General features: G+C 72.1%; 24 protein-coding genes, 1 tRNA gene and 1 pseudogene. 13 read left to right on the top strand and 13 right to left on the bottom strand.

The window, feature by feature from the left end; genetic code table 11:
* Nucleotides 1–6 precede the first annotated feature (6 nt).
* Together OOK31_RS05055 and OOK31_RS05050 are read left to right on the top strand one after the other, a co-directional pair.
* Complete coding sequence (locus OOK31_RS05055) at nucleotides 7–732, top strand: response regulator transcription factor (RefSeq protein WP_267011104.1); 726 nt, start codon at nucleotides 7–9, stop codon at nucleotides 730–732.
* A complete protein-coding gene (locus tag OOK31_RS05050) occupies nucleotides 729–1,865 on the top strand; it encodes a sensor histidine kinase KdpD (RefSeq protein ID WP_267011103.1) in 1,137 nt (378 codons plus the stop codon). Before OOK31_RS05055 ends, OOK31_RS05050 begins: the two co-directional genes overlap by 4 nt.
* 45 nt (nucleotides 1,866–1,910) lie before the next feature.
* Here the strand turns inward: OOK31_RS05050 and OOK31_RS05045 are convergent, their stop codons facing one another.
* The gene (locus OOK31_RS05045) at nucleotides 1,911–2,972 is read right to left on the bottom strand and encodes an NAD(P)-dependent oxidoreductase (RefSeq protein WP_267011102.1); all 1,062 of its coding nucleotides are present in this window, start codon (nucleotides 2,970–2,972) and stop codon (nucleotides 1,911–1,913) included.
* A 220-nt stretch (nucleotides 2,973–3,192) separates the two neighbouring features.
* Between OOK31_RS05045 and OOK31_RS05040 the strand changes: the two genes are divergently transcribed.
* From OOK31_RS05040 to OOK31_RS05025, 4 genes are all read left to right on the top strand, one after another.
* A complete protein-coding gene (locus tag OOK31_RS05040) occupies nucleotides 3,193–3,570 on the top strand; it encodes a DUF805 domain-containing protein (RefSeq protein ID WP_267011101.1) in 378 nt (125 codons plus the stop codon).
* Between the two features lie 234 nt (nucleotides 3,571–3,804).
* A complete protein-coding gene (locus OOK31_RS05035) occupies nucleotides 3,805–6,024 on the top strand; it encodes an NADP-dependent isocitrate dehydrogenase (RefSeq protein ID WP_267011100.1) in 2,220 nt (739 codons plus the stop codon).
* Between the two features lie 143 nt (nucleotides 6,025–6,167).
* Nucleotides 6,168–6,713, top strand: a complete 546-nt coding sequence (locus OOK31_RS05030; protein ID WP_267011099.1) for a GNAT family N-acetyltransferase — start codon at nucleotides 6,168–6,170, stop codon at nucleotides 6,711–6,713.
* A gap of 62 nt (nucleotides 6,714–6,775) precedes the next feature.
* Nucleotides 6,776–7,585, top strand: coding sequence for a type II toxin-antitoxin system PemK/MazF family toxin (locus OOK31_RS05025; RefSeq protein ID WP_267011098.1), 810 nt, complete (start codon nucleotides 6,776–6,778; stop codon nucleotides 7,583–7,585).
* A gap of 3 nt (nucleotides 7,586–7,588) precedes the next feature.
* On the opposite strand, the gene OOK31_RS05020 is transcribed toward OOK31_RS05025, so the two are convergent.
* From OOK31_RS05020 to OOK31_RS05005, 4 genes are all read right to left on the bottom strand, one after another.
* Nucleotides 7,589–8,407 carry a formylglycine-generating enzyme family protein gene (locus OOK31_RS05020; RefSeq protein WP_267011834.1) on the bottom strand — a complete coding sequence of 273 codons (819 nt, stop codon included), beginning with the start codon at nucleotides 8,405–8,407 and terminating at the stop codon, nucleotides 7,589–7,591.
* 165 nt (nucleotides 8,408–8,572) lie between these two features.
* Nucleotides 8,573–9,988 carry a sulfatase gene (locus tag OOK31_RS05015; protein WP_267011097.1) on the bottom strand — a complete coding sequence of 472 codons (1,416 nt, stop codon included), beginning with the start codon at nucleotides 9,986–9,988 and terminating at the stop codon, nucleotides 8,573–8,575.
* 274 nt (nucleotides 9,989–10,262) lie between these two features.
* Nucleotides 10,263–10,718, bottom strand: a complete 456-nt coding sequence (locus OOK31_RS05010; RefSeq protein ID WP_267011096.1) for a hypothetical protein — start codon at nucleotides 10,716–10,718, stop codon at nucleotides 10,263–10,265.
* 165 nt (nucleotides 10,719–10,883) lie between these two features.
* A complete protein-coding gene (locus tag OOK31_RS05005) occupies nucleotides 10,884–12,218 on the bottom strand; it encodes a DUF2254 domain-containing protein (RefSeq protein ID WP_267011095.1) in 1,335 nt (444 codons plus the stop codon).
* A 194-nt stretch (nucleotides 12,219–12,412) separates the two neighbouring features.
* On the opposite strand from OOK31_RS05005, the gene OOK31_RS05000 reads away from it, so the two are divergent.
* Nucleotides 12,413–13,573, top strand: a complete 1,161-nt coding sequence (locus OOK31_RS05000; RefSeq protein ID WP_267011094.1) for an aminotransferase class V-fold PLP-dependent enzyme — start codon at nucleotides 12,413–12,415, stop codon at nucleotides 13,571–13,573.
* 34 nt (nucleotides 13,574–13,607) lie between these two features.
* Here OOK31_RS05000 and cobF read toward each other — a convergent pair whose 3' ends face one another.
* The gene (cobF, locus tag OOK31_RS04995) at nucleotides 13,608–14,360 is read right to left on the bottom strand and encodes a precorrin-6A synthase (deacetylating) (protein ID WP_267011093.1); all 753 of its coding nucleotides are present in this window, start codon (nucleotides 14,358–14,360) and stop codon (nucleotides 13,608–13,610) included.
* A gap of 18 nt (nucleotides 14,361–14,378) precedes the next feature.
* On the opposite strand from cobF, the gene OOK31_RS04990 reads away from it, so the two are divergent.
* The 4 genes from OOK31_RS04990 to OOK31_RS04975 are packed head-to-tail and all read left to right on the top strand — an operon-like array spanning nucleotide 14,379 to nucleotide 17,618.
* Complete coding sequence (locus OOK31_RS04990) at nucleotides 14,379–15,134, top strand: (Fe-S)-binding protein (RefSeq protein WP_267011092.1); 756 nt, start codon at nucleotides 14,379–14,381, stop codon at nucleotides 15,132–15,134.
* A complete protein-coding gene (locus tag OOK31_RS04985) occupies nucleotides 15,131–16,600 on the top strand; it encodes a lactate utilization protein B (RefSeq protein WP_267011091.1) in 1,470 nt (489 codons plus the stop codon). Before OOK31_RS04990 ends, OOK31_RS04985 begins: the two co-directional genes overlap by 4 nt.
* Nucleotides 16,597–17,223: an LUD domain-containing protein gene (locus OOK31_RS04980; protein WP_267011090.1), complete on the top strand. Its 627-nt coding sequence runs from the start codon at nucleotides 16,597–16,599 to the stop codon at nucleotides 17,221–17,223. Before OOK31_RS04985 ends, OOK31_RS04980 begins: the two co-directional genes overlap by 4 nt.
* 5 nt (nucleotides 17,224–17,228) lie before the next feature.
* Nucleotides 17,229–17,618, top strand: coding sequence for a VOC family protein (locus OOK31_RS04975; RefSeq protein ID WP_267011089.1), 390 nt, complete (start codon nucleotides 17,229–17,231; stop codon nucleotides 17,616–17,618).
* Between the two features lie 157 nt (nucleotides 17,619–17,775).
* Here OOK31_RS04975 and OOK31_RS04970 read toward each other — a convergent pair whose 3' ends face one another.
* Nucleotides 17,776–18,258: a DUF309 domain-containing protein gene (locus tag OOK31_RS04970; protein ID WP_267011088.1), complete on the bottom strand. Its 483-nt coding sequence runs from the start codon at nucleotides 18,256–18,258 to the stop codon at nucleotides 17,776–17,778.
* 120 nt (nucleotides 18,259–18,378) lie between these two features.
* Here OOK31_RS04970 and OOK31_RS04965 point away from each other — a divergent pair.
* Nucleotides 18,379–18,452, top strand: a tRNA-Pro gene (locus tag OOK31_RS04965).
* A 99-nt stretch (nucleotides 18,453–18,551) separates the two neighbouring features.
* On the opposite strand, the gene OOK31_RS04960 is transcribed toward OOK31_RS04965, so the two are convergent.
* The gene (locus OOK31_RS04960; protein ID WP_323188181.1) at nucleotides 18,552–19,787 is read right to left on the bottom strand and encodes a site-specific integrase; all 1,236 of its coding nucleotides are present in this window, start codon (nucleotides 19,785–19,787) and stop codon (nucleotides 18,552–18,554) included.
* Nucleotide 19,788: 1 nt separating this feature from the next.
* A complete protein-coding gene (locus OOK31_RS04955; RefSeq protein ID WP_267011086.1) occupies nucleotides 19,789–20,040 on the bottom strand; it encodes an AlpA family transcriptional regulator in 252 nt (83 codons plus the stop codon).
* A gap of 765 nt (nucleotides 20,041–20,805) precedes the next feature.
* On the opposite strand from OOK31_RS04955, the gene OOK31_RS04950 reads away from it, so the two are divergent.
* On the top strand, nucleotides 20,806–21,612 hold the full coding sequence (locus OOK31_RS04950) for a DUF5655 domain-containing protein (RefSeq protein WP_323188180.1): 807 nt from the start codon (nucleotides 20,806–20,808) through the stop codon (nucleotides 21,610–21,612).
* A 70-nt stretch (nucleotides 21,613–21,682) separates the two neighbouring features.
* Here the strand turns inward: OOK31_RS04950 and OOK31_RS04945 are convergent, their stop codons facing one another.
* The 4 genes and pseudogenes from OOK31_RS04945 to OOK31_RS04930 form a co-directional block, all read right to left on the bottom strand.
* Nucleotides 21,683–22,978, bottom strand: coding sequence for a DUF317 domain-containing protein (locus tag OOK31_RS04945; RefSeq protein WP_267011085.1), 1,296 nt, complete (start codon nucleotides 22,976–22,978; stop codon nucleotides 21,683–21,685).
* 28 nt (nucleotides 22,979–23,006) lie between these two features.
* The gene (locus OOK31_RS04940) at nucleotides 23,007–24,122 is read right to left on the bottom strand and encodes a DnaB-like helicase N-terminal domain-containing protein (protein ID WP_267011084.1); all 1,116 of its coding nucleotides are present in this window, start codon (nucleotides 24,120–24,122) and stop codon (nucleotides 23,007–23,009) included.
* Nucleotides 24,122–25,360 (bottom strand): DNA cytosine methyltransferase, encoded by a 1,239-nt coding sequence (locus OOK31_RS04935; RefSeq protein WP_267011083.1) that lies wholly within the window; start codon nucleotides 25,358–25,360, stop codon nucleotides 24,122–24,124. The genes OOK31_RS04940 and OOK31_RS04935 overlap by 1 nt, the downstream gene beginning before the upstream one ends.
* Nucleotides 25,357–25,701, bottom strand: a pseudogene (locus OOK31_RS04930) (hypothetical protein); the annotation flags it as partial. The pseudogene OOK31_RS04930 and the gene OOK31_RS04935, both read right to left, overlap by 4 nt.
* Nucleotides 25,702–25,880 lie beyond the last annotated feature (179 nt).

Raw genomic sequence — 25,880 nt, 5'->3', positions numbered from 1 at the left:
GAGGGCATGAGCAGCAGTGTGGAAGCACCCCCCGCGCGGATCCTCGTCGTCGACGACGACCCGACCGTCTCCGAGGTCGTCACCGGATACCTGCGGCGCGCCGGCTTCGCCGTGGAGGAGGCCGCCGACGGCCCCGCGGCCCTCGCCGCCGCCGGGCGCGCCCGGCCCGACCTGGTGGTGCTCGACCTGATGCTGCCCGGCATCGACGGCCTGGAGGTGTGCCGGCGGCTGCGCGCGGCCGGCCCCGTCCCGGTGATCATGCTGACCGCGCGGGGCGACGAGGACGACCGGATCACCGGCCTGGAGGTCGGCGCCGACGACTACGTCACCAAACCCTTCAGCCCCCGCGAGCTGGTCCTGCGCGTCACCTCCGTACTGCGGCGCAGCCGGGCGGTGGCAGGCGTCCCCGTACCGCGGCAACTGACCGGCGCCGGGCTCTCGCTCGACCCCGCGACGCACCGCGCCACCCGTGACGGCCGCGAACTGTCCCTCACCCTGCGGGAGTTCGACCTCCTCGCCCACTTCCTGCGGCATCCCGGACGGGCTCACGGGCGGGAGGACCTGATGCGGGAGGTGTGGGGCTGGGACTTCGGGGACCTCTCCACGGTGACGGTGCACGTACGCAGGCTGCGCGCCAAGATCGAGGAGGACCCCGGCCGGCCGCGGCTGATCCAGACGGTGTGGGGCGTCGGCTACCGCTTCGAGCCGACCGGGACGGAGGAGTCCGCGTGAAGGACGTCCTGCTCATCGCCCTCTTCGCGCTCGGCGGGGCCGCCTGCGCCGGGCTGCTCGGGGCGCTCGTACTGCGCCAGGTCCGCCACCGCTCCGTGGCGCTGTCCCTCACGGTGATCGCCGCCGTCACCGTCACGGCCATGCTGGCCGGCACCCTCGCCGTGGCCCAGGCCATGTTCCTGTCCGCGCACGACCTCGGCGTGGTCACCCTCGTCGTCGCGATGGCGGCGGTGGTCTCCCTGGCGACCGCGCTGCTCCTCGGCCGGTGGGTGGTCGCCCGCAGCCGCGAACTCTCCCGCGCCGCACGTGACTTCGGCGACGGCGGCAGCTTCGCGGCGCCGCCCGGCCAGACCACCGCCGAACTCGACGCGCTGTCCCGGGAACTCGCCGCCACCAGCGACAGACTGGCCGCCTCACGGGAACGCGAACGGGCCCTGGAGGCCTCCCGGCGCGAGCTCGTCGCCTGGATCTCCCACGACCTGCGGACCCCGCTCGCCGGGCTGCGCGCGATGTCGGAGGCACTGGAGGACGGGGTCGCCGCCGACCCCGGCCGCTACCACCGGCAGATCCGCACCGAGGTGGAACGCCTCGACACGATGGTCGGCGACCTCTTCGAACTCTCCCGCATCCACGCCGGGGCGCTCGCGCTCAGCCCGAGCCGGATGTCGCTGTACGACCTGGTCGGGGACGCGCTCTCCGGGGTCGACCCGCTCGCCCGCGAGCACGGGGTGCGGCTGGTGGGGGAGGGGGTCGAACGGGTCCCCGTGGAGGTCGACGGCAAGGAGATGACCCGGGTCCTCGCCAACCTCCTCGTCAACGCGATCCGGCACACCCCGGCCGACGGGACGGTCGCCATCGCGGCCGCCGCCGAACAGCCCGCCGGGGTGGTCGTCCTGTCCGTGACGGACGGCTGCGGGGGCATCCCGGCGGACGACCTCCCGAGGGTCTTCGACACCGGGTGGCGGGGGGCGGCGGCCCGCACCCCCGTCCCCTTGGCCGCCGGTGCCGGGGCGGGCCTCGGCCTCGCGATCGTCCGGGGCATCGTGGAGGCCCACGCCGGCCGCACCGCCGTCCACAACGTCCCGGGCGGCTGCCGCTTCGAGGTCACCCTCCCGCTGCCGGCCATTTCTTGACGCGCCGCAGACGCCGAGCGGCGCGTCACAAGGGGGTGCGGCGCGTCAAGAAGCAATGGCGGGGCGCTGGGGGGCGTGGGCGAATTCGCGCATGCCCGTCGGGAAGTCCGTGCGGGGGTGCCAGCCGAGGTCGTGGCGCAGGCGCGCGGAGTCGGCCGTGATGTGCCGGACGTCGCCCAGGCGGAACTCGCCGGTGACGACCGGGGCCGGGCCGCCGTGGGCGGTGGACAGGGCCGCGGCCATCTCCCCGATGGTGCGCGGGTCACCGCTGCCCGTGTTGTACGGGGTGCAGATCCCCGGCTCCAGGCCCCCGAGGGCCTCCAGTGCGGTCACGTTGGCCTCCGCCACGTCCCGGACGTGGACGAAGTCCCGCCGTTGCCTCCCGTCCTCGTAGACCCGCGGGGCCTCGCCCCGGGCGAGTGAGGAGCGGAAGAAGGAGGCCACCCCCGCGTACGGGGTGTCGCGCGGCATGCCCGGCCCGTACACGTTGTGGTAGCGCAGCGACACCGCCCGGCCCTCCGTGCAGCGGGCCCACGCGGCGGCCAGGTGTTCCTGGGTGAGCTTCGTCGTCGCGTACACGTTGCGCGGGTCGGTGGGGGCGTCCTCGGTGACCAGCCCCGGGGACAGCTGCGCCCCGCAGTCGGGGCAGCGCGGTTCGAACCGGCCCGCCTCCAGGTCGTCCCGGCGGCGCGGCCCGGGGCGGACCACCCCGTGGCGGGGGCACTCGTAGCGGCCCTCCCCGTACACGACCATCGAGCCGGCCAGGACGAGCCCGCGCACCCCCGCCGAGGCCATCTCGGCGAGCAGGACGGCCGTCCCGAGGTCGTTCGCGGCGACGTACCGCGGCGCGTCCGCGAAGTCCTTGCCGAGCCCGACCATCGCGGCCTGGTGGCAGACGGCGTCCACCCCGCGCAGGGCGGCCCGTACGGTTTCGGGGTCCCGGACGTCGCCGCGCAGGAAACCGCTGTCCGGCGGTCCGGGCGGCGGGGTCGGGTGGGCGGCCGGGAGCAGGGCGTCGAGCACGAGCGGGTCGTGGCCGCGGCCGCGCAGGGCGGTGACGATGTGGGAGCCGATGAACCCGGCCCCTCCGGTGACGAGTACGCGCATGCACCGGACGCTACGGACCCGCGCCGCCGGCCGGGGCCGGCCACGCCCTTCCGTAAGACTTCCGTCATCCCCTGCCCCCGCCTTCTCTCTGGCCCCAGGAGCGCTCAACTCCCTTTGAAACCAAGGCTGATGGCCCAATTCAGGCACTCGGAAGTGGCTTGAGGCCGACCCGCCGAGGGCATAAGTCCGGCCCGGCCCCTTTCTGGCCGAAGGGCCGTCGATGCCGTCCTTAGGGGGACTCGTGCACTACTACGTCGACGTCATCAAGCGCTACGCCGACTTCTCCGGCCGCGCGCGCCGCCAGGAGTACTGGATGTTCGTCCTGTGCAGCATCCCGATCATGGTGCTGCTGCTCGTGCTGGACTTCGCGCTCGGGAGCTACCCGGTCCTCTTCTACGTCTACAACCTCGCCGTCTTCCTCCCGACCCTGGGCCTCAGCGTCCGCCGCCTGCACGACACCGGCAGGTCCGGCTGGTGGTACCTGGTCAGCATCATCCCGTTCGTCGGCTGGATCGCGATGATCGTCCTGATGGCCATCGAGGGCGACGCCGGCCCCAACGCGTACGGACCGAGCCCCAAGCAGCAGCTCGCCGCCTGAGCGGCCGAGCACGCGACACCGGCGACACCGCCGGCGACCCCACCAGCAGCATCAGCGCCGCCGTCGGCCCTCGTGGCCGGCGGCGGCGTTTTCGCGTTCCCGGCGCCCGCCGGGGGTGACACGTGTCTCGTAGGACTTGCGGCAGGGGGCTGTCCAGAGTGGTCCGATCACGAGATATCTTGATGTCGAGCAATGTTGCAGACGAGAGACGCAGACTGTGGAGCGGAGCATCCGGTGACTGACTCGACCATCATCTACACGCACACTGACGAGGCCCCGGCCCTCGCGACGTATTCCTTCCTGCCTGTCATCCAGGCGTACGCGTCGACGGCCGGTGTGAATGTCGAGACCCGTGACATCTCCCTGGCCGGTCGGATCATCGCCAGCTTCCCGGAGCACCTGGAAGAGGGCCAGCGGATCGCGGACGCCCTCGCCGAGCTCGGCGAGCTGGCGAAGACCCCCGAAGCCAACATCATCAAGCTGCCCAACGTCTCGGCCTCGATCCCGCAGCTCAAGGCCGCGGTCGCCGAGCTCCAGGGCCAGGGCTACGCCCTCCCGGACTACCCGGACGACCCGAAGTCGGACGAGGAGCGCGAGATCCGCGCCCGCTACGACAAGATCAAGGGCAGCGCCGTCAACCCGGTCCTGCGCGAGGGCAACTCCGACCGCCGCGCCCCCGCCTCGGTGAAGAACTACGCCAAGGCCCACCCGCACCGCATGGGCGCCTGGTCCCCCGAGTCGAAGACGAACGTCGCCACCATGGGCGCGAACGACTTCCGCTCCACCGAGAAGTCCGTCGTGATCGCCGAGGCCGGCACCCTGCGCATCGAGCACGTCGACGCCGACGGTGCCACCACCGTCCTGCGCCCGTCCGTACCGGTGCTCGCCGGTGAGGTCGTGGACGCGTCCGTCCTGCACGTCGACGCCCTGCGCACCTTCCTGAACGACCAGATCGAGCGCGCCAAGGCCGAGGACGTCCTGTTCTCCGTGCACCTCAAGGCCACGATGATGAAGGTCTCCGACCCGATCGTCTTCGGCCACGTGGTCCGCGCCTTCCTCCCGAAGACCTTCGCGCGCTACGGCGAGACCCTCGCCGCCGCCGGCCTGTCCCCCAACGACGGCCTCGGCACGGTCCTGAACGGCCTGGGCGCCCTCGCCGACGGCGACGCGATCAAGGCCTCGATCGACGCCGAGATCGCCGAGGGCCCGGCCCTCGCGATGGTCGACTCCGACAAGGGCATCACCAACCTGCACGTGCCGTCCGACGTCATCGTCGACGCCTCGATGCCGGCCATGATCCGCACCTCCGGCCACATGTGGGGCCCGGACGGCGCCGAGGCCGACACCCTCGCCGTCCTCCCGGACAGCAGCTACGCCGGTGTCTACCAGGTCGTCGTCGACGACTGCCGCGCGCACGGCGCCTTCGACCCCTCCACCATGGGCTCGGTGCCGAACGTCGGCCTCATGGCCCAGAAGGCCGAGGAGTACGGCAGCCACGACAAGACCTTCGAGATCGCGACCGCGGGCACCGTCCGCCTCGTCGACGCCGCGGGCAACACGGTCCTGGAGCAGGAGGTCGCCGCCGGCGACATCTTCCGCGCCTGCCAGACCAAGGACCTGCCGATCCAGGACTGGGTCAAGCTCGCCGTCACCCGCGCCCGCGCCACCGGCGTCCCGGCCGTCTTCTGGCTGGACGAGGGCCGCGCGCACGACGCGCAGCTCATCGCGAAGGTCAAGACGTACCTCGCCGACCACGACACCGAGGGTCTGACCATCAAGATCCTCTCCCCGGTCGAGGCCACCGCCTTCTCCCTGGAGCGCATCCGCCGCGGCGAGGACACCATCTCGGTGACCGGCAACGTGCTGCGCGACTACCTGACCGACCTCTTCCCCATCCTGGAGCTGGGCACCAGCGCCAAGATGCTGTCGGTCGTCCCGCTGATGAACGGCGGCGGCCTCTTCGAGACCGGCGCCGGCGGCTCCGCCCCGAAGCACGTCCAGCAGCTCGTCAAGGAGAACTACCTCCGCTGGGACTCCCTCGGTGAGTTCCTCGCGCTGGCCGTCTCCTTCGAGCACCTCGCGACCACCACCGGCAACGCCCGCGCCCAGGTGCTGGCCGACACCCTGGACCGCGCGACCGGCAGCTTCCTCAACGAGGACAAGTCGCCGAGCCGCAAGCTGGGCGGCATCGACAACCGCGGCAGCCACTTCTACCTCGCCCTGTACTGGGCGCAGGAGCTGTCCCGCCAGACCGACGACCCGAAGCTGGCCGCGGCCTTCGAGCCGCTCGCCAAGACGCTGGCCGAGTCCGAGGAGACCATCGTCCGCGAGCTCATCGCGGTCCAGGGCTCCCCGGCCGAGATCGGCGGCTACTACCAGCCCGACCCGGCCAAGGCCGCCGCGGTGATGCGTCCGTCCGCGACGCTGAACCAGGCGCTCCAGCTCCTGGGCTGATCCACCCGCGCATCGCGCCCCGCGATGCACGCTCCGCGATCAGCGGCTCCGCCCCGGCCGGCCTCGTGCCCGGCCGGGGCGGAGCCGTGTCCGGCGGCGGAAACCCGGTTGTCGGCGGCGCGGGCAGCGGCTAGGAAGGCCCGGTGATCCTAGGACCCCTGACCGGGCTGCGCGCCCGGCTCCCCGAAGACGTACCCGTACTGCACGGCGAGCTGTACGAGGACGTGGCCACCCGCTCGCGCGCCGACTCCCGGCCCTGGCGGCCGCTGAGCCCCGCCGGCGGGCACTCCCCGTACGAGCCGTCCGCGCCCGCCGAGGACGCGGCGCTCTTCTCCGTCGTCGACCGGGCCACCGGCGAACTGGCGGGCGAGGCCCTGCTGTGGGGCATCGACACGCACAACCGCTGCGCCCACCTCGGGATCTCCCTGCGCCCCGGCTGCCGGGGCCGCGGCTTCGGCGCGGAAGTCGTCCAACTGCTGTGCCACTACGGGTTCACCGTGCGCGGGCTGCAGCGCCTCCAGGTGGACACCCTCGCCGACAACACGGCGATGACCGGCGCCGCACGCCGCGCCGGGTTCGTCCTGGAGGGCACCCTGCGCGGTTCCGCATGGGTGAGCGGGGCCTTCGCCGACGAGGTGATCCTCGGGCTGCGGGCCGCCGAGTGGAACCGGCCCGACTGGCAGGACTGAGCGCTGGCACGGGTGTTGACGGTGCGTTAGCCTTCGCGCGGTGTCCTTCGGGGGGAGAGCGGATGGCAGGTCGTGGCGCGGGGTACGGCGGGGGACGCCGACATGAGCGACGCGGGAACGCCCGCCGGGGCAACAGGTCCTGCGCGGGCCTCGGCTGTCTGGGCTACCTGCTGCTCAACGCCCTCCTGATCACCGGCATGCTGCTGGCCGCCCCCGTGGTGCTGCCCGACCTGATGGCCGGGCAGACCCCGCCCGTCCGGGTGGAGGGCGCCGGGCAGTGGGCGGTGCTCTACGGCATCCCGGTGGTGGCGGCGCTCGGCGTGGCCGCCGTGGCGGGGCGCCGCCAGAGGTTCGTCCTGTGGCTGCTGCTCGTCAGGGCCGCCGCGCTGCTCGCCGCCGTGGCCGTCGTCGTCCCGTGGACCAGGAGCGCGGTCGCCGGGGACGGGGCGGGGAACGTCCGGCTCTTCGCCGGGAGCGGTACGGCGGCCGTCGTGGTGCTCGCCGCGTACGGGGCGATCCGCTGGTGGGACGACCGGCGCGGGGCCCGGCCCCGCGCGGGGGAGATCTGGCTGGCGATGGTCCCGCTGCGCGAGGACCCCTCGCAGGAGCTGCGGCACTACTGCGTGGTGCTGGCCACCCGCCCCGGGCACGCCGAGGTCGCGCAGATCACCAGCAAGGACAAGGACGGACGCCGCGACCACCTGCGGATCCCGAACGACGGCTGGGACGAGGTCTCGGGGCGCTCCCACTGGGTGGAGGCGGGCCGCGAACCCCGGGCCGTGCGCTACCGGTCCTTCCTCAGGCCCCGCCCCCAGGGCCGCTGTCCGCGGGAGGTCTGGGCGCAGCTCCAGGAACGCCGGCCGGGCTCGTAGGGCTCAGGCCGGGTGGGTACCGGGTGCCGGTCCGGCCGCCACCCGGAAGCCGATGTTGCCCGCGGAGCTGTCCGGGGTGTTGCGGGTGCGGGCCGCGACCCGGTAGCGGTTGCAGTACGAGTCGTGGCACATGTGGGAGCCGCCGCGCATCGCCCGTTCCGGGCCGGCCGGCCCGAAGCGGTCCGCGCACCACTCCCACACGTTGCCGACGGTGTTGTAGAGGCCGTAGCCGTTGGGCCGGAAGGACGTGGCCGGAGCGGTGCCCGCGTATCCGTCGGCCCGGGTGTTGTGGCGGGGGAAGTCCCCGTTCCAGATGTTGCACATGTACCGTCCGTCCGGCCGCAGTTCGTCGCCCCAGGGGTAGCGCCGCTGCTCCAGGCCGCCGCGCGCGGCGTACTCCCACTCGGCCTCCGTGGGGAGCCGGGTCCCCGACCAGGCGCAGTAGGCCTGGGCGTCGTTCCAGGACACGTGCACCACGGGATGGTTCTGGCGGTCGGCGAAGGAGGAGCCCGGCCCTTCGGGCCGGCGCCAGTCGGCGCCGGAGACCGCCCGCCACCACGGTGTCCCGGCCACCGCCGGTGAGACGGCGGCGAGTCGGGCCTCCAGGAACCCGGCGAAGACGAAGCTGAAGCCGAAGGACTCCGCCTCCGTGACATGGCCGGTGGCCTTCACGAAGGAGGCGAACCGGGCGTTCGTCACGGTGGTCGGGGCGATGCGGAACGCCCCGACCACCGCTTCGCGTACCGGCCCCTCCCCGTCGGCCGGGAACCCGTCCGCGTCCTCGGTCCCCATCAGGAACCGGCCGCCCGCGACGGGGATCAGGTCGCGTGCGGCCCGCCCGGCCGCCGGGTCCGCCGGCGCCGGCGGGGGCGTCGGCGGGGCCGGGGTCAGCAGGACCGGCGCGGTCTCCCGGACGGGGGTGCAGCAGGCCTTCTGCTTCGGCTTCGGTGACACGGGTCTCTCCTGGGGTGGGGGCCGGTACGGGGATCAGCCGGCGCGGTCTGCGGCCAGCTGGGCGGCCAACGCCGGTATGCCGAGGGCCTGTTCCTGCGCCGGGGTGGCCTGGTGCAGCAGGTTCCGCAGCTGGTAGGGGTCGCTGACCAGGTCGTAGTACTCGCGGAAGGCGACCTGGCCGGTGCCGGAGACCGCGCCCGTGGCGTCGGTGTGCAGGTCGTAGTACTCGGTGTACTGCTTGTCCTTCGCCACGTACGAGGCCCAGGTCTTCGGCCCGGTGCCGCCGGTGCCCTGCTTCCACCACTGCACCAGCAGGTGGTCGCGGGAGGCGGCGCCGAGCAGCGACTGGCCGTCCTGCCCGGCGGGCCGGGGGATCCCGGCCGCGTCGAGGATCGTCGGGGCGATGTCGATGTTCGCGACGATCCGGCCGTCGGTGGTGCCGGAGGCGAGGCCGCCGGCCGGCCAGGACAGGTAGAAGGGCACCTCGTGGGCGGGGGAGTAGGGCACCGACTTCTTCAGCCAGCCGTGGTCGGCCCAGGTGTAGCCGTTGTCCCCGGTGAAGATGACGAGGGTGTTCTCCAGCTGGCCGAGGGCCGTGAGCTTCTCCCGGATGGCCGCGACGGCGTCGTCCACGGACAGCAGGCTGCGCAGCTGGCGGGTGCGCAGCTCCTGGGCGTCGGCGAGGGTGGCCGTGCCGTTGCGGATGTAGGCGGGCTTGTCCGAGCGGTCGGCCTCCGGGACGGAGGGGCGGCCGTTCCAGGGCGGTACGGGGGTCTCCGCGTACTTGGGGGCCGGTGTGTTCGGCTCGTGGGAGGCGTACGGGGTGACGTAGGCGAACCACGGGCGGGTGTCGGTGGCCGCCTTGTCGAGGAAGGCCAGCGTCTTGTTCTTGATGATGTTGGTGGTGTAGCCGGGGAGTTCCTGGACCGTGCCGTCGATGTTCCAGCGGGCCGCGTTGAAGGCGGGCTGGAGCAGCGCCCACTCCTCGAAGTGCGGCGGATTGTCCTCCAGCGTCCAGGAGTTGAGGTACTTGCCGAAGAGCCCGGTGCGGTAGCCGGCCTGCTTGAGGTGGCGCTGCACGGTCGTGGACTGGTCGAGGCTGTGCGAGGCGGCGTTGTTGCGCACGCCGTGGTGGTGCGCGTGCCGGCCGGAGAAGACCGAGGAGCGCGAGGGCGCGCACAGCGGGGTCGCGGAGTGCCCGTGGGTGAAGGTGACGCCGTGGGCGCCGAGCCAGTCGATGGTCTGCGGGAGGGCCCAGTCGGTGTGCTTGGGCTGGTCGTCGGTGACGATGAGCAGGATGTTGGGCCGGGAGGCGGCTGCGGAGGTGCTCGCCGAGGCGGCCTGGGCGAGGGCCGGGGTGGCGGCCGCGGCCGCCACCGCCGCCGCGCCGGTGAGGAAGCCGCGTCTGCCGACGGAGCCGGCGCGGGACGTGCTGGGGTGCTCGCTCACGAGAGGTCTCCTGTACGTGCGGGGAAGGTGACGTACGTACCGGGGCCCGGGGCCTGCTCAGGAGGCCGTCGAAACCCGCAGGTCAGACCCTAGGAGGCGGGACCGCGTCACTCAATGACCCGCGGATGGCAGTGCCGTGGCAGTGCTGTGGCGCGCGTGTACCGGGTCTGTGAACGGCGCGGGAGCGGCCCGCGGCCGCTCGGCGGCGGCCCGTGGCGGCGGCCCGTGGCGGCGGCTCATGGCGGCGGATCGTGGCGGCGGCCCGTGGCCGGTGTCAGAGCCGGTGCACCCGGCCCTGGCCCACGGGCAGGGGGTGCCGGCCGGCGGCCAGGATGCGCAGTCCGGGAGCGGCGCGGAGCAGCCCGCACAGCCACTCCAGGGCGGCCGCGCCGAGCCGGTCGCTGTCGTCGAGGACGAGCAGCATGTCCCGTTCGGCGAGCCAGGAGGCGGCGTTCGCGGTGCCGGCGGGCAGGAAGGGCATGCCGGGTACGCCGCCCAGCGCGGACACCAGCTCGCGCACGCTCCCCTCGGGACCGACGGTGACCACCGCCGTGCCGTCGCAGAAGTTGGAGGAGAGCCGCCGGGCGATGTCCCGTACGAGCAGGCTCCGGGGCTCGCGGAAGCGTCCGGTGACGGTGAGGACGCGGCCCCGGCGGACGGCGGTGAGCAGCGTCGACAGTTCGGTGGACGTGGCAGGCAGTGTTCGGGTCGGTCGGGAGTCCCCCGTCATCACGATGCCCCCCTGCATGCGTGACCAAGTGCGGCGCCAGGGTTGTTTCGGGCCGCATGACGACGATTATGCGCCAATTCCCCTGCATGACCAGGGGAATGTCGCATTCCGGCGAAAGGCCCGTACTGCCCGGTGATCACCCCAGGTCAGGCCGGCCGTTGCGGTTCAGCCGATGCCCTGCCGGTCGGGCTGCAGGGCGAAGGCCGCGCGCTGCGGGGTCGGCGCGGTGGCCCGTACGGCCTCTTCGAGCAGGTCCCGGTGGCGGCGGACCGGTTCGCGCCGGTCCGCCGGGGCCAGCCGCTCCAGGTCGTCCAGGCAGGCCGCGAGGCGCCGGGTGACCTGCACCGAACCGATCCCGTAGTCCCGGATCTCGGTCAGCCCGAGGTCCAGCAGCTCCGGCCAGCTCGGCAGGGTCTCCACCAGCCGTACGACGCCGTCCGCGTCCCGGTGGTGGGCCCGCCCCAGCGGCTGGTCGGCGAAGGCGGTCAGCAGCACCTGGATCCGGTCGAGGGCCTGCACCGCCGTGGTCGGGTCGTTGACCGCCGGGGACAGGGCGCGCGAGGAGATGTCGGCGAGCTGGCGGATCCCGAAGGCCAGGTCCTGTTCGGTGGTCCGCTCCACCCCCAGGTCCAGGGCCGCCTGGAGTTCCGCGTCCGAGGGGGTGGGCGCGCCCGAGACGCGGAACAGGGGGGTGTACGGGACCAGGTAGTCCCCGATCCGGGGGATCAGGTGCAGCACGAGGTCCTCCCGCCGGGCGAGCCCCACCAGCCGCCGTACGTCCACCGTCTGCAGGACGCCCGGCCGCCAGGTGTGCGGTACGAGGGTCCCGCCCGGGTCCGGCTGCGGATCCGGATCGGGGCCGCGCAGGCCCTCGGGGGCGGCGCTGTCGCGGATGAGTTGCAGGCTCTCCTCCCCGACCCGGTCCATGACGTACGTGACCCTCATCAGCCGGATGGTCGAGTGCACGTAGACGACGAACAGGACGAGGCTGAGCACGACGAAACCCATGGCCAGCGAAGCACCCAGGTAGGGCACCACCGCGTCCTGCTGGTCGGCGGCTCCCGTGTACTCCTTCTGCACCCGCAGGGTGTAGAGGAAGGTGCACAGGAACACCGCCAGCGTCAGCTTGGTGACCCGGCTCTCCACGTAGATGCGAAGGACGCGCGGGGAGAACTGGCCCGCCGCCATCTGGAGTGCGACCAGGGTGATCGAGAAGACCACACCGATGAAGGTCAGCATCGCCGAGCTGATCGCCGCGACCGCCGACTTCGCCGAAGCCCCGAAGTCCTTGGCGGTGCGCAGGAACCACAGGTCGGCGAGCTCCACCGACTCCCAGCGCGCGTCGAGGTCGTGGATGAAGGTGTCCGCCTGGACCACGACCGTGGCCAGCAGCCACCCCACCACCAGACCGGTCAGCGGTACGAAGAGGAAGGAGTTGCGCATGCGTTTGCGCAGTCTCGGGAAGAGCCCCCGGTCGCGCCGCACCACGGTCATCGCCATGCACGCCAAGTTAGGCCGTCCCCGCCGCATCCTGCCTGACCCGCGCCGCCGGGCCTGACCGGCAAGATGCGAAAGAGACGGCCCTAGGCCAATCCGGCCGGAGTGGTCCTTCCCGCGCGGCCGCGGCCCCTGCATCATCCGGAAGCGAAGCCGTCCGCGCGCGCCGCACCGCGCCGCCCACCCCGGAGGTCCCCGTGACCCAGCCGCCCGTCCCGTCCGCCCCGTCCGTGTTCCCCGGCGGAGCCGGCCTCTTCGGGCTGGACCCCGCCGTCGCCCACCTCAACAACGGCTCCTACGGGGCGGTCCCGATCCCCGTCCAGCAGGTCCAGGAGGTGCTGCGCGCCGAGGCGCACGCCGATCCGGACGCCTACTTCAACGGCGTCGCCGAGCGGCTCACCGCCGCCCGCGCCCGGATCGCCGCCCACCTCGGCGCGGACCCCGACGGCATCGGCTTCATCTCCAACGCCACCGAGGGAGCCAACCTCGCGCTCGACGCGATCCCCCTCGCCGACGGCGACGAGATCCTCGTCACCGACCACGGCTACGGCACCGTCACCGCGGCCGCCGCCCGCCGCGCCCGGGTCACCACCGTCGCCCTGGACCCGTTCCTGCCCGACGAGGACGCCGTCCGCGAGACCGTCCTCGCCGCCCTCACCCCCCGGACCAAGGTGGCCCTCCTCGACCAGGTCAGCTCACCCACCGCCCGGATCGTCGCCGGACCCCGGCTGCTCGCCGACCTCGCCGCCCGCGGGGTCACCACCGTCGTCGACGGCGCCCACACCCCCGGCATGCTCGCCGACCCGGTGCCGGCCGGCGCCGACTTCTGGTTCGGCAATCTCCACAAGTGGGGGTACGCCCCCTCCGGCAGCGCCCTGCTCGCCGTCGCCCCCGCCCACCGGGCCCGGGTGCGGGCGCTCGCCCCGTCCTGGGAGGACCACCACGGCTTCCCCCGCGCCGTCGAGTACCGGGCGACCACCGACTACACCGGCTGGCTGGCCGCCCCCGAGGGCCTCGACCTGCTGGAGCGCCTCGACGCGGCCAAGGTACGGGCCCACAACAGCGACCTCGCCGCCTACGGGGCCGGACTGCTCGCCGCGCTGCCCGGCCTGACGGCCCTCCCGCACACCCCCGGCCTGCCCCTGCGCTCCCTGCTGCTGCCGCCGGGCGTCGCCCGGACCCAGGAGGAGGCCCGGGTGCTGCGCGAGGAGATCGCCGCCACCCTGCGCACCCGCGTCCTGATCTGGCCGCGGCCGGGCGGCGGCGGCATCCGCGTCTGCGGCCAGATCTACAACCGGGCCGAGGAGTACGAGCGCCTCGCCGCCGCCCTGCCCGCCCTCCTGGGACGAACGGGCTGACGCAGCGGCTGAGGAAGGGGCCGAGGAAGGGGCCTCAGGGGCGCCTGAGCAGGTAGGTGTCCATGATCCAGCCCTTGCGGGCCCGCGCCTCGGTCCGCAGCTCCTCGATGCGCCCGGCCACCTCGGCGAGCTTCCCCGAGACCAGGATCTCGTCCGGGGTGCCCACGTAGGCGCCCCAGTAGATGAAGAGGTCCTGGTCGAGGTGGGCGGTGAAGGCGTGCCGCGCGTCCAGCATCACCACCACGTCGTCCACGCCCTCGGGCCAGCCCTCCGCGAGCCGCCGCCCCGTGGTGATCTGCACCGGCCGCCCGACCCGGTTCAGATTGGTGCGGTGCCGGGCCAGCAGCGCCGACACGCTGCTGATGCCCGGCACCACCTCGTGCTCGAACTCCACCCGCCCGCGCTCCAGGACCTCGTCGAGGATGGCCAGGGTGGAGTCGTAGAGCGAGGGGTCGCCCCAGACGAGGAAGGCACCCGTCTCGCCCTCCGCCAGGTCCTCGGCGACGAACCGCTCGAAGATCTCGGCGCGCGCACTGCGCCAGCCGTCCACGGTCGGCGCGTACTGGTCCGGAGTACGGTCCCGGTCCGGGTCGCGGCCCTCCACGAGCCGGTGACCGGGTCGGGCGTGCGCCTCGAGCATCGCCCGCCGCAGCCCCGTCAGGTCCGACTTCTCCTCCCCCTTCTCCAGGATGAGGAATGCGTCCGCCGCGCCGATCGCCTTGACCGCCTGGAGGGTCAGGTGGTCCGGGTCGCCCGCGCCTATGCCGATCACTGAGAACTTCTTCACCCCGCTATTCTGCCCGTCATGCGCGTCGCCCTGTTCGTCACCTGCGTCAACGACGCGCTGTACCCCCGGACGGGCATCGCCGTCGTACGCCTCCTGGAGCGGCTCGGCGTCGAGGTGGACTTCCCCGCCGCCCAGAGCTGCTGCGGCCAGCCGCAGTACAACACCGGCTACCGGCGCGAGAGCGAACCGCTGCTCCGGCGGACGGCCGAGGCCTTCGCCGGACACGAGTACGTCGTCACCCCGTCGGGTTCCTGCGCGGCCATGATCCGCGCCCACTACCCCCGGATCGGGCGGGCGGCCGAAGCGGAAGGGCGGGGCGCCGGCCTGGCCGCGCTGGCCGAAGGCCTCGTACCGCGCGTGTACGAGCTGACCGAGTTCCTGGTGGACGTCCTCGGGGTGACGGACGTGGGCGCGTACTTCCCGCACACCGTCACCTACCACCCCTCCTGCCACGGCCTACGGGCCCTCGGACTCGGAGACCGCCCCCGGCGACTCCTCGCAGCCGTGCGCGGACTGGAACTGCGCGAGCTGCCCGGAGCCGAGGAATGCTGCGGCTTCGGCGGCACCTTCGCCGTCAAGAACCCCGACGTGTCGGCCGCGATGGGCACCGACAAGATCGGCAACGCGGTGGCCACGGGCGCGGACGTGCTGTGCGGGGCCGACAACTCCTGCCTCGCCCACCTGGACGGCATCCTGCGCCGCGAGGCCGCTCCGCTGCGGGCGCTGCACCTCGCCGAGATCCTGGCCGCGACGGAGGAGGAACCCCTGCGATGACGGGCACGTATCTCGGAATGCCCGCCTTCCCCGACGCGGCCCGCGAGGCCGTACGGGACGAGGTGCTGCGCGCCAACCTCCGCCACGCCACGCACACGATCCGCGACAAGAGGGCCCGCGCGGTCGCCGAACTGGAGGACTGGGACCGGCTGCGCGCCGCCGGCAAGGCCGTCAAGGACCACACGCTGCGCCACCTCGACCGCTACCTGCTCGAGCTGGAGGCCTCCGTCACCGCCGCCGGCGGCACCGTCCACTGGGCGGCCGACGCCGACGAGGCCAACCGGATCGTCACCGGCCTGGTGCGCGCCACCGGCGAGCGGGAAGTGGTCAAGGTCAAGTCGATGGCCACCCAGGAGACCGGCCTCAACGAGGCACTCGAAGCCGCCGGGATCGCCGCCTACGAGACCGACCTCGCCGAGCTCATCGTCCAGCTCGGCCACGACCGGCCCTCCCACATCCTGGTCCCCGCCATCCACCGCAACCGTGGCGAGATCCGCGACATCTTCCGCTCCGAGATGGGCCGTTGGGGACGCCCGGCCCCCGAAGGCCTCGGCGACGACCCGCGCGAACTCGCCGAAGCCGCCCGCCTGCACCTGCGTGAGAAGTTCCTGCGCGCCAAGGTCGGCGTGTCCGGGGCGAACTTCATGGTCGCCGAGACCGGCACCATGGTCGTCCTCGAATCCGAGGGCAACGGCCGCATGTGCCTGACCCTCCCCGAGACCCTGATCTCGGTCGTCGGCATCGAGAAGGTCGTCCCCACCTTCCGCGACCTGGAGATCTTCCTCCAGACCCTGCCGCGCTCCTCCACGGCCGAACGGATGAACCCGTACACGAGCATGTGGACCGGCACCACTGAAGGGGACGGCCCCTCCGCCTTCCACCTCGTCCTCCTCGACAACGGCCGCACCGACACCCTCGCCGACGAGACCGGCCGCCAGGCCCTGCGCTGCATCCGCTGCTCCGCCTGCCTCAACGTCTGCCCCGTCTACGAACGCGCCGGCGGCCACGCCTACGGCTCCGTCTACCCCGGCCCGATCGGCGCCATCCTCAGCCCCCAACTACGCGGTACCGGCAGCGAGATCGACGCCACCCTGCCCTACGCCTCCACCCTCTGCGGGGCCTGCTACGAGGTCTGCCCCGTCGCCATCGACATCCCCGAGGTCCTCGTCCACCTGCGCGAACGGGTCGCCCAGGGCGGCCCCGTGACCCGGGACGGCATCCGCGTCCGCATCCGCCCCGCACACGGCCACACCGCCGAACGGGCCGCCATGCGCGCCGCCCGCCTCCTCCTCGACCACCCCGGAGCCCTGCGCGCGGGGGAGCGGCTGCTGTCCAGGGCCCGCCGGCTGCGCCCGCGCCGCCTGCCCGGACCCGGCCGGGCCTGGACCGACACCCGCGAGCTGCCCGACGTACCGGCGGAGTCCTTCCGCGACTGGTGGACCCGAGAACGGGGGACCCCGCAGTGAGCAGCAAGGACCGCATCCTGGCCCGGATCCGCCGGGCCGCCTCCGGCCCCGACGCCGAGATCCCGCGCGACTACCTCACCGTCCACGGCTCCCGCACCCCGGCCGAGAGCGCCGACCTGCTCGCCGCGAACCTCACCGAGTACCGGGCGACGGTCCACCGCACCGACGAGGACGGCCTCCCACTGCTGCTGGCCCGGCTGATCTCCCCGCACGACACGGTCCTCGTCCCGCCAGGCCTGCCCCCGCACTGGCTCTCCGCCGCCGACACGACCCGGATCCCCGACCGCGCCGCCTCCACCCCCGCCGAACTGGACCGCGTCGGCGCCGTGGTCACCGGCTGCGCGCTGGCCGTCGCCGAGACCGGCACGATCGTCCTCGACGGGAGCCCCGACCAGGGCCGCCGGCGCATCACCCTGGTCCCGGACCACCACGTCTGCGTGGTCCGCGTCCCCGGTCAGGTCGTGGACTCCGTCCCGCAGGCCCTCCTGCGCCTGGACCCGGCCCGCCCCCTCACCTGGATCTCGGGCCCCTCCGCCACCAGCGACATCGAACTGGACCGGGTGGAGGGCGTCCACGGCCCCCGCACCCTGGACGTGGTCCTCCTGCACACGGACGCACAATAGGGGGCATGCCCTCGCACATCGCCCTCACCGCCCTCGTGGTCCACGACTACGACGAGGCCATCGACTTCTACACCCGCGCCCTCGGCTTCGAGCTCGCCGAGGACACCGCCCGCCCCGACGGCTCCCGCTGGGTCGTCGTCCGCCCGCCGGGCGCCAAGGAGTCCGCGCTGCTGCTGGCCCGCGCCAAGGACGAGGCCCAGCGCGCCCGCGTCGGCGACCAGACCGGCGGCCGCGTCGGCTTCTTCCTCTACACCGCCGACTTCGCCGCCGACCACGCCCGGATGACCGCCGAGGGCGTCCGCTTCCTGGAGGAGCCGCGCCACGAGCCGTACGGCTCCGTCGCCGTCTTCGAGGACCTCTACGGCAACCGCTGGGACCTGCTCCAGCCCGCCTAGTGCTGTGACCGGAAAGGTTCACCGAGTCGCGGCGCCCGGCACGGCACCTCGCCGCGTTGTCGGGCCACCCGAGTACGTCCAGTACAAGCGGTGGCCCTCCGCCTTGCGAGGCACCGCACCGGACACCGCGACCCGGCAAACCTTTCCGGCCACAGCACTAGACCCGCCGAGGCCGGCCGTCGAGCAGGGGAGCCTCGGCCGCCGCGTCGACGTGCTCCCCGGCCTCCACCCGCCGGGCCAGTTCCCGGGCCCAGCCGACCAGCTCCGCCACGGCGATCCCGTACGCGTCCGCCCGCCCGGCCAGGGCATCGGCCCCGCGCCGCAGCAGCCGGGCCCCGCCGACGGCATTCCCCCGGGCGGCGTGCGTCAGCCCCACCGCCAGCTGCGCCAGCGCCCGCCACAGGGGCGCGTCCGCCGCGGGCCCGGACTTCCAGGCGTCCTCGAACACCTCGTGCGCGTGGAAGGGCATCCCGGCGTCCAGCAGCCGCTGCGCCTCCGCCACCGTCCCGGCCGGCTCGCGCACCACCCCCTCGGGCTGCCGCTCCACCCCCGCCGCCCCGTAGGGCAGCGGCCGCCCCAGCCCGTCCCGCGGCCGCGCACTGCGCGCCCGCCCCTCACCGTCCCGATCCCGTCCGTTCACCCGGCCATCCTCCCCCGCACCCCTCACCCGTGCACGCACACCCCTCGACGTGGGGTAATGTTCTGCATGTGCCCGGCGCGAGGGGGAAACCCCGCCGAGAAGCAACAGCGGCAGGCACAACGGGACGTGGCGCAGCTTGGTAGCGCACTTGACTGGGGGTCAAGGGGTCGCAGGTTCAAATCCTGTCGTCCCGACTCGAAAGAGTCGCAGGTCAGAGGCCGTTTTGGAGCAATCCGAAACGGCCTCTTGATCGTTTTTGGGGACCAGTTGGGGACCAGCGCGGTCAGTGCGGGTCAGACGGCGATAACGGCCGTGACTGGCAGCGAACGAGGTGCACGGAGCACCATGAGGTGCGCAGACAGCGCGGCACCAGCTGCGGTGATCTGGCCGGCGTCGGGGTGCAGGTAGCGCTGAGTGGTGGTCAGCGAGCCGTGTCCGGCGATCTTGCGGAGGACATGCAGGGGGACGCCTGCGTCGGCGAACCAGGTCAGGCCCGTGTGGCGCAGGTCGTGTCGGCGCAGGTGCTCGAAACCGAGCTCGGTGACGACGTTGTCCCAGTGAGTGGCGTCGCGCAGGACGGCGGTGGATATGCGTCCGCCGCGGGGGCCGAAGAAGATCCGGGCGTCGGGGCTGTTGCCGGCGGCGAGCAAACGTTGGGCCACCATCGGCCGTACCTCTTCGATGAGGGGTACCTTGCGGGCGCGCTTTCCCTTGGTGGCCTTGTCGACGAGCCCGCCTCGGGCGGGGGTGGTCTGCCGCCGTACGGTCCAGATCCAGTTGTCGGTGTCGATGTCCTTGACGCGGACTCCGGAGACCTCACCGATGCGGGCTGCCGTGGATGCGGCGAAAGTGACCACGTCGCCCCAGCCCTGGTACTGGCCGTATGAGCGAGCGACCAGAGCTTTGGCGAGGGCCTGCAGGGTCTCCCAGTCGGGTAGGGCGAGCGCACGCGGGTCGTTCAGCTCGTCCTCGACTTGCTGGTACTGGCGCTGCCAGCCGCTGACCCGGGCGGGGTTGACCTTGATGAGCCCGTCTCGAACGGCCTGCTCCATGACGCGAACGAGGACGGCGATGGTGTTCTTCACGGTGGAGCGGCTGTACTCGTCAGCGATCCACCGGTAGACGGTGCGGTCCACTGCACCGTTGGTGATCATCCGGACCGGTAGGTGCCCGAGGGAGGGCACTACGCGCAGACGCCAACCGGCCATATAGGGGTCGAGCGTCTTGAGTTCCAGCCCTCGAAGCGCGAGGTCCATGTTCGCGGTGCCGTAGTCGGCCAACGGCATGGTGGCAAGCGACGGGTTGATGCCGGCCTGGGCGGCCTCGACCAGGGCCGAGATCCACTCCTGGGCTTCGTCCTCGGTCTCCTTGGCCTCGGAGATGGACTTGCGGGACTTTGTCGCGGGGTCCCACCAGCGCACCCGAGCTCGGTAGGGCGAAGGCCGGTTGGGTCGGTATTCGACATCGGCGGTGAGGCGGACGCCAACCGGCACGGCTTCGACGGCGGAAGGGGGTGTCGCTATCGCCATGTCAGGCCGCCAGCGTGGGATCGACGCGGCGACTGCGGAGCCAGTGCTCGATGTCGACCGCGCTATAGAGGGTGACGCGATCGGACACCGGAACAAACGGCGGCCCTTGTGGAGGGCGAGCTGTGCGCCATCGTCGGAGCGTGGAGGGGTCGATGTTCAAGATGCCCGCGAGCTCGTCGGTCGTGAGCCATTGGCCCGTGACCAGTGTGGGCGAAACGTTTCGTCCGCTATTCGCGGATTCCTGGAGTGGCATGAGGTCCTTGCGGTGGCACACAGTGCCGATTGGGCGAGTCGGTGCAAGAGGCAGGTCGGTCACGCTCCCTGGCCGGAGTAGGGGTGGACGACGACCATAGGGGGAACGTGGGAAAAGTCCAGTGAAAGACCGTCGGATTCGCGCACGGAGAACAACCTCCCGGACGAGGTCGGCGAGCGGCCAGGCGCTCTGAACCACCGCTCCGCGCTCGGAATGCAGGTCACGTGGTCGCTATGTCTAACAAAGTCAACTCTCCCTCTAGTCAAAGTAGGTGAAGTGCGCAGATCGAGCTGTGACCCGATGGCTCGTCACGGGGAGTGGCGCGATGGGCTGGATGCGTGCCTTTCAACAAGCGGGCATTGGCGGTGGAGGTTCGATCATCCAGAGGATCCCCGGTTTCGGAAACCGGGAACGGGCGGCTATATTTCGCCCGATGACTAGGCTGTGGGTCGGTAGGCGCTGGGAGTTGGCGGACTCGAAATCGGCTGCTGGTTCCTGGGGAACCGTGACTCGGGCCCTGGTAGCTCGCTGCTTCCAGCTGGGCCGCACTGCCGCGGCCTCTCGGGATAGCTGGCCGTCCTTGCTGTGAAGATCGCCCCGTTATCGGAACGTTAATTCGAAGAGCTCCCACCCTGAGCCGGAAATAGTCGCGAGCTCTCCTGTGTTGAGTCAGTTCTACAGAGGGGGTGGCGGGGGCTGAAGCTGTTCAGCATAAAGGGCGGCGTAACGGAGGTTGCGCCGAGACTGGCCGACGAAGAGGCGGAGGTGCAGGGTCTCGTCGAGGCCCACATGGAGGCCATGCTCGGGGTGCGGTTCCTGGCGAGCGAGTACAGCACCGGCCCGGTGCACGGTGGCAGGATCGACTCCTTGGGCTTGGACGAGAACGGTGTGCCGGTGATCGTGGAGTACAAAAGGGCTACCGATCCAGGCGTGATCAACCAGGGCCTTTTCTACATGTCGTGGCTGGTGGACCATCGGGACGCGTTCCGGCGCCTTGTCCGCGACCGGCTTGGACGCGAGGCGGCTGCCGGAGTGCTGTGGAGCGCTCCGCGGCTGATCTGTGTGGCTGGCGACTTCACCCGCTACGACCTCCATGCCGTCCGTGAGCACCGGCATTTGATCGACCTGGTGCGCTATCGGATCTTCGGTGACGATCATTTCGGCCTGGAGACCATCGCGTCGGGCGGCGGAGGCCAGGCGTCGTCGAAGCCGTGGCGCCGGCGACCGGCCTCCGAACAGCGTGCCAGCGGACAGGAAAAGGTGACAGCTGAACTGGCCGCTGCTGCTGACGAGGTCCTGCTTGGGCTAGGCGAGGGCATCACCAAGGTCGAGAATCAGACCTATATCGCGTACCAGCGGCTCCAGAACTTCGCGTGCTTGGTGCCGCGGAAGGCCAGGCTGCTCGTCTATCTCAAGGTCAGCCCGGCCAAGGTCGACCTGATCCCCGGGTTCACCCGGGATGTGACAGGGCTCGGCCATCAAGGCACCGGCAACCTGGAGGTGCAACTGCGCTCCGTGCGCGACGTGGAACGGGCTCAGGAGCTGTTCCGGATGAGTTACGCCGCCGCGTAGCCATCAAGATCTCGCAGCATCGGTCTTGACTCGGTAGGGCGCCACCTGCACCGTGCCATGGGTGCCGGGATCAGCGGACTCGGGCGCGCGGCTGAGGAGGGGGCGGGGGAAGACGGGGAAGGGTAGGTGACCGCCGCGCTGCGGAAGGTGGAGGCGAAGCCAACTCGGCGGCTGCGGCGGCGAGCTGGATGAGGATGTCGTGGGGCGCGCCTGCGGAGAGGCGGATGGCCCAGGCGGGTCGGTTCGCGTCGTCGCCGCCGAAGGCGGTCCATCGGTCGTCGGCCGCGTGTGGCAGGTGCTCGAAGGCAAGGCTGCGGTTTGGGGCTTGCCACGTCGTGCGGGCCGGGTGGCTTGCCGCGGACCAGCCAGCCTCCTCCAGAGGAGTGTGGGGCTCCGCTGCGTCTATCGGGAGCGGAGTGTCGAGGTGGTCGATGATCGCGTGGATGAGGCGGACGGGGGTGCCGGCGGTGATGGTCGCCCGCCAGAGCCTCTCGCCCACGGGCCCGTCGTACTCGGCGATCGTCCAGGCGATGTCGGTGCGATGGCGGGCCTCGTGGTCGAACTCGGCCCGAACGGTGAGGCTCTCGTGCGCGGCGATGGTTGTCTCGTCACTCCAGGTACGGTACTTGGCCCACTGCTGCCTCGACTCGAAAAGGGCGTTGAGGAACTGCTCGTGTTCGCCGGGAGCGGCGACCGTCGGCAGGGCCGACTGCGCTTTCGTGAGCTGGAGCCTGGGCGACGGTGCGCTCTCGCCGCGTAGGGCTCGGTGGACGCTCTGTTCGACGTCTGTGAGCGGGGCGGGGCCGGGGCGGACGGCGACGGTGTACAGCCTGTGGAACTCTGCCACGGCCTCAGTCTCGTCCTCGTAGGCCATGGCGACTTGGCGGACGTGGTTCTCTCCGTGAAGGTGGACGTGGCGGCGAACGCCGCTGGCGTACGTGCCCACGGCGACGGTCGTGTGCCCGTCGTTGGCGTGGGCGTGGATGATCAGGCGGCCTTCGGCGATGTCGTCGTGGATGCGCTGGGCTTCGGCACTCACCTCGCGGACTTCGTCGCGGGTGCACCAGGGGAAGGGATAGTTGCCCCAGGTCCATTCCGTTTCGATCTCGTCCTGGAGGGCCGTCTCGATCTCGACGGTGAAGCCGTACCGACTCAGTTGCTCGGCTGCGGTGTTCGCGTAGTACGGCTCCTCATGGTCGATGCGGGCGAGGACCATGGCGTCCGGTCCGATGCTGCGGAAGCCGAGGTCGTGCAGGTGAGAGCGGGCGGCGTCACTCGTGGAGCCGGAGGTCGTGGCGATGACGGCCGGGTGGTGGTCTGGGCGGAGGGCGAAGCGGATGTGCGCGTCGGCGGGGGCGTGAGGCATGAGGGGCTTTCGGTCGCGGCGGGAATGGCTATCGGCCTGGCCGGGCTGGGGTTCGTGCGGCGGGGCCAGCTCGTACGGCCGGAGTTCGAGGGGCGGCTGACGGGCGGGACGGGGGCTTCTCGCCAGGGTCGTTGGTGGCGTGGTGCCAGCGGGTCCGGACGGAGGACAGTGCGGAGAGTGCCCGGCGGCTGCCGGTGGCCAGTTGGTGGACGGAGGTTGCCTCGTCCGACGTCAGCGTTGCGATCCGGGCAGCAACCGTGACGGCCTGACTGAGCAGGGCGCGCTGGAGGATCTTCTGGCCCCAGTGCTCGGGAGCCCCGGCGGGATGGGAGACCAGGCCGAGGACATCCTCAGGGCCGAACCCCGCGTGAAGCAGGCCGTGTTGCTGGGCCTCCCAAAGGAGGGTGACGGGGTCCACGGGCGCCCCTCTGCGGGCGAGGGCTGTCAGGCAGGCGAAGAGGGCGGCGTGCACGGGGACGGTGAAGTCGCTTTCGTGTAGCCAGCGCATCCGCGGCAGGTCGTCGGGGCGTGCGGTCGCTGCGGCCAGCAGCATCCGTTCCTCGTCTTCCGCCTCCGCCGACGTCTCGACTGCCGGGTCGGGTGCCGCCGGGGTTCGGGGCATCGACCCGGGGTGAGAGGGGAAGGCCGTGGCCAACTCGTCGAGGTAGACAGCGAGCTGGTCGGCGCGGGCCAGTACCGTTCCGGCCGGGTCGGGCCCCGGGGCGCGGGCGGCCTGGGAGAGGAGCCCGGCGTGCCGGCGCAGGAGGCGGCGGGCGTGTCCGGAGCGGACCATCTGGGCATAGGCCGGGGCATGGGCGTCTGTGGGGCAGTTGCTGATGAGGATGTGCAGGTAGGCGGCTGTCAGGGCGCGGGTTTGGGCGGCGGCGAGGAGCTGGTTGGGCCATACCGGGCTGGTGCGGTGGACCTCGGGCGTGGGCGGGGACACCGTGCGCATCGCCGCGAACAGGCTGCTGTGGGCGGCGCTGGCGAAGTGCTCGGGCTCGAGCAGGCCGATGGTCTTCAGGCGGTCGGGTACCAGGAGCAGGGCGCCGAGCAGGGCCTGCTCGGCGTAGTGGACCACAGGCAGTGGCGGCGGATCGCCGAGGGGCTCCTCCTCGGATGCGGCGTGGGCGTGGTCGACCATCACGCCGCCAGGACGAAGTCGTCGCGGTTGAGCGTGCGTTCCACGTGCGGGGCGATCAAGTGCCCTGCGAGCAACGGGGGGACGGCGTTGCCGATCTGGGAGAAGCGCTGGCCCTTGTTGCCCTGCCAGGGGTAGGCCGCCGGGAAGGATTGCAGGATCCCGGCTTCCTCGGCGGTGATCCGGATTGCCGGCGCCGCGGCGGAGCCCAGGGTCGTGGTGGAGCGGGTGGTCCAGATGCATTCGTTGGCGCGATTGCCGAAGAACAAGGTGGCGGCCGGCTCGGTCACGGGGCGGACGGACGCGTTCGCCTGGCTGTTGCTGCGCAGCACCCAGTCCGGTCCGGCCGTGCAGCGCGGCGACGGCCGGGCCCCTTCACGGCACCTGCACGGCGAGCCGGTCTTGGAGCTCCGGGAGGGGGCCGTGCGGGGCGGGGGGTTTTGCCAGGCGCCGCGGTCGCGGGCGTCGGACAGCGTCTTGCGTGAGCCGGACGGGAAGGGTTCGGGTCCGCCCCCGGGTCCGCCGCCGGCGCACACAGTGGGCACGGGCCCGTCCGTGCGGCCCCAGCCCAGGGCTTCGGCCATGGACACCCATCGCTGGCGGCCGGGCCCGAAGAGGGATTCCTGCTCGCCGAGCTTGGCGTGCGTGGGTTCGGGCGGGGCGGCCCGACGGGTGCGGGAGGCGATCAGGATCGCCCGCCTCCTGGTCTGCGGTACACCGTAGTCGGCCGCGTTCAGGATGCCGCTCCAGGTGGAGAACCCCCAGGTGCGCAGCACGGCGGCGTACTGCTTCCACAGCGGTGCGACGTCGGGCACCTCCTCCATCAGTACCCACTCCGGCTCGCCCACGGTGTGGAGGGCATGGAGGTATCGCATCGGCTCGGCGGCCAGTAGCGACCGCGGGTCCTGGCATGCGGCAAGTAGCTGGGGCCGGGTGTCGCGGCCGACCGCGAGGTCGGCGACCGCCTGGTGGACAAGGGGCTGGTCGACAAGCCCGAGGCGTTTGCCGGCCATGCTCCATGCCTGGCAGGGCGGGCTCGCTATCAGCCCGCGGGTCCGCCCCACGAAGGGCCGGACCGGGTAGAGCGCGATGTCGGTGCGGATCGTGGTCTGCCCGGCTGCGGCGCGGGTCTTGCAGGCCCATTCGTCCCACTCCAGGCCGACGTCGCGCACACCCAAGACGTGCAGGGCGTGCCCCCAGCCGCCCGGACCGGCGAAGAGGTCCACGATGAGGTCTCTCATACGGCCAGCCCGAAGTCGTCCTGGACCGGTTCGGGCTGCTCACCCCGGCAGGCCCACGGCGAGCATCCGTCCACGACACCGGCTTCGAGAGCCTCCGCGTCCGGAGCGTCGTTCTCCTGTTGGAGGGCGGCCCATTCTGCTGCGGTGACATGGTCGATCGGCGCCTCGGAAAGGGGTACCCGGGACCGGTGCAGAAAAGCCTGGCTGAGGAGCGGGTTGCCGCTCGCGGTCGCGCGGGCATTGCCCTGGCGGATGGCCGCATCGAAATCGACTACGTCATCCCATTCGCTGGGCGAGCTGTCCCTGATGCTGCGCCATTGCGCATTTCCGTGAAATGGGCAAGTTATTGAGAATCGAGACAGTGTTGTGACCTTTCTGGTGATGTGTGTAGGCCGCTCTATAGGGCCTGGGATTTCTGGGCTGTTGCTGGCCTCGCCGTGTGCGGTGCAGCCGTCGGGATCGCGACCGGACCGGGCCCGCTGAGGGGCTGCGGTCCGGCCACCCCTGCTGGACACCTTCT

Origin of the sequence: Streptomyces sp. NBC_00249 (assembly GCF_026342355.1) — a bacterium.
GTDB lineage: Bacteria > Actinomycetota > Actinomycetes > Streptomycetales > Streptomycetaceae > Streptomyces.
Note: the sequence above shows the minus strand (reverse complement) of the source record. Positions and strands in the feature narration are given on the sequence as shown.

Bases quoted from the DNA above. Each gene is read 5' to 3' on its own strand.
- OOK31_RS04940 (WP_267011084.1), bottom strand. From the start codon at position 24,122: ATGGTCGACCACGCCCACGCCGCATCCGAGGAGGAGCCCCTCGGCGAT.
- OOK31_RS05005 (WP_267011095.1), bottom strand. From the start codon at position 12,218: ATGGCGATGACCGTGGTGCGGCGCGACCGGGGGCTCTTCCCGAGACTG.
- OOK31_RS04935 (WP_267011083.1), bottom strand. From the start codon at position 25,360: ATGAGAGACCTCATCGTGGACCTCTTCGCCGGTCCGGGCGGCTGGGGG.
- OOK31_RS04975 (WP_267011089.1), top strand. From the start codon at position 17,229: ATGCCCTCGCACATCGCCCTCACCGCCCTCGTGGTCCACGACTACGAC.
- OOK31_RS04955 (WP_267011086.1), bottom strand. From the start codon at position 20,040: ATGCCACTCCAGGAATCCGCGAATAGCGGACGAAACGTTTCGCCCACA.
- OOK31_RS05010 (WP_267011096.1), bottom strand. From the start codon at position 10,718: ATGACGGGGGACTCCCGACCGACCCGAACACTGCCTGCCACGTCCACC.
- OOK31_RS05040 (WP_267011101.1), top strand. From the start codon at position 3,193: ATGCCGTCCTTAGGGGGACTCGTGCACTACTACGTCGACGTCATCAAG.
- OOK31_RS05045 (WP_267011102.1), bottom strand. From the start codon at position 2,972: ATGCGCGTACTCGTCACCGGAGGGGCCGGGTTCATCGGCTCCCACATC.
- OOK31_RS04945 (WP_267011085.1), bottom strand. From the start codon at position 22,978: ATGCCTCACGCCCCCGCCGACGCGCACATCCGCTTCGCCCTCCGCCCA.
- OOK31_RS05055 (WP_267011104.1), top strand. From the start codon at position 7: ATGAGCAGCAGTGTGGAAGCACCCCCCGCGCGGATCCTCGTCGTCGAC.
- OOK31_RS04960 (WP_323188181.1), bottom strand. From the start codon at position 19,787: ATGGCGATAGCGACACCCCCTTCCGCCGTCGAAGCCGTGCCGGTTGGC.
- OOK31_RS05025 (WP_267011098.1), top strand. From the start codon at position 6,776: ATGGCAGGTCGTGGCGCGGGGTACGGCGGGGGACGCCGACATGAGCGA.
- OOK31_RS04985 (WP_267011091.1), top strand. From the start codon at position 15,131: ATGACGGGCACGTATCTCGGAATGCCCGCCTTCCCCGACGCGGCCCGC.
- OOK31_RS04990 (WP_267011092.1), top strand. From the start codon at position 14,379: ATGCGCGTCGCCCTGTTCGTCACCTGCGTCAACGACGCGCTGTACCCC.